Below are 1,750 nucleotides of genomic sequence, written 5' to 3' on the forward strand. Positions count from 1 at the left end.
ATATAATGTCATAGTTGTTCTGAGCCAAGCCCAAGGGGTCTAGAATATTACCATGCTTGAAATTAACGGTATTGCGCACCAACTGACATAATTCATAACCATCTGCTGTTTGCTTAAAATAGCGTTTTTGTTGCTGTAGTTGGTTGCCCCGAAAGGAATTCCTGCTGTAGAGAGCACGTCGAGCTTTGTGCAATGCTTCCTTGCTGATATCAATAGCATCGACTCGAAACTGATTAGGAGTCAAACCCGCATCCAGCAAGGTCATAGCAATGGAGTAAGGTTCTTCTCCTGTAGAACAGGGTATACTTAATATCCGCAGGATGGGGTAGTTGGGGTTGGGCAACCACTCAGATATGACGTAACGACTCAGAAACCCAAAGGGTTTTCTGTCCCGGAAAAACCAAGTCTCTAAGACAACGACCGTTTCAATCAGTGATTCGAGTTCTTGAGGTGAGGTTTGCAGTTGTTGCAGATACGTTTGCTGATCCGGTAAGCCACAAGCCAATCGTCTGGTTTCTATCGCTCTAGCAATCTGCCTAGAACCAATAGTACTGCCATCCAAACCGATTTTCTTTCTTAGTAAAGCCTCAATAGTCGCCTGAATCATTACTATTAGTTAGTTAGTTGTTAGTTAATTGGTAGTTTTTAATTTTCTGCTCCAGGTAATAAGTATATCTGTTGGGACTCCGATAACAAATACTCTAGCCGAATTCGTTGGATCATGCCTTTTTCATCCATAATCATTTCTCCTAAATAAGGAGCGTCATTTATTTTTACTCCGGCATCGACCCACTCAGTATCTGGTTTGTTTAAGGTTTCTGTGATTCTTTCTGACATCAAACCGATGCAGTAATGAGTATTATTTTTGGCAATATAATTGACCATTATAATCCGTGTGCTTAAGTGGGAGCAGCTGGGAGTACCTTGAATTAAATGGCACAGATCGATGACTGGCACAATTGCACCTCGGTAGTTAAACAAACCAGCCACATAGTCAGGAGCTTGGTGTATTTTTCGGAGGTTGACTCTGGGAATTACCTCCACGACCTGAGAACTATCCAGGGCATAAAGGTCATTTCCTACATAAAAAATCAACATTAACATCGGTTAATTGATGGGAAAATTAGTGGGAATTGATATAACGATATTTAACATCATTTAGCCTCTAAATTTCTGAGTGCTCAAACCCCTAATTAGCTTTTATACCAATCCTAAATGAATTGTGAGAATTTTTGTTCCCAGATCCGCTGTTCCCGTCTTGATGCAAAGCGCGAGTGGGGGAAACCACGGCAGTCGCTCATGGGGGAGACCCCCAAGACCGCGCTGCCTTCCCAAGACCGCGCTGCATCGCTACTCCCTACTCCCTGTTCCCAGATCCGCTGTTCCCTGTTCCCTTTGGTATATGAACTAGATTATGAAGTAAATGTGAAGCTATGGTCATAGTGTGAAGATAATCTGGTTTTTATGAAAAAAATATGAAATTTATATGAATATAATGTGAACTAAACCAGGCTCATCGCAATTCGGGAAATTACGGCTACACATCAATTTGATCCATCTCGCCAGAGGCTAGACCGGCTTTTGCACAAGTTGCTCCGTTGGACTTGGAGCAAGCAGATTGACCCTAGGGCGTGTTTTCTTGCCTCGGAGATCCCCCATTATCCCCCTTAAAAAAGGGGGACGAGCGAGTATGGCTCCCCCCTTTTTTAAGGGGGGCTGGGGGGGATCATAATCTTGCGGAAAACTTTGA

At 43.1% G+C, this 1,750-nt stretch carries 3 protein-coding genes; 1 reads left to right on the plus strand and 2 read right to left on the minus strand.

The features are described 5' to 3' along the window. Both F6K53_RS40025 and F6K53_RS40030 read right to left on the minus strand, forming a co-directional pair. Nucleotides 1–607, minus strand: a 607-nt coding sequence (locus F6K53_RS40025) for a CheR family methyltransferase (RefSeq protein ID WP_293085618.1), incomplete at its 3' end; no start/stop codon positions are given. A 38-nt stretch (nucleotides 608–645) separates the two neighbouring features. Next, the gene (locus tag F6K53_RS40030) at nucleotides 646–1,104 is read right to left on the minus strand and encodes a chemotaxis protein CheW (RefSeq protein ID WP_366510686.1); all 459 of its coding nucleotides are present in this window, start codon (nucleotides 1,102–1,104) and stop codon (nucleotides 646–648) included. 170 nt (nucleotides 1,105–1,274) lie between these two features. Between F6K53_RS40030 and F6K53_RS40035 the strand changes: the two genes are divergently transcribed. Then, the gene (locus F6K53_RS40035) at nucleotides 1,275–1,406 is read left to right on the plus strand and encodes a hypothetical protein (RefSeq protein ID WP_293054948.1); all 132 of its coding nucleotides are present in this window, start codon (nucleotides 1,275–1,277) and stop codon (nucleotides 1,404–1,406) included. Nucleotides 1,407–1,750: the final 344 nt, after the last annotated feature.

The sequence above is a fragment of the Moorena sp. SIO4A1 genome (assembly GCF_010672065.1).
GTDB lineage: Bacteria > Cyanobacteriota > Cyanobacteriia > Cyanobacteriales > Coleofasciculaceae > Moorena.

Bases quoted from the DNA above. Each gene is read 5' to 3' on its own strand.
- F6K53_RS40030 (WP_366510686.1), bottom strand. From the start codon at position 1,104: ATGTTAATGTTGATTTTTTATGTAGGAAATGACCTTTATGCCCTGGAT.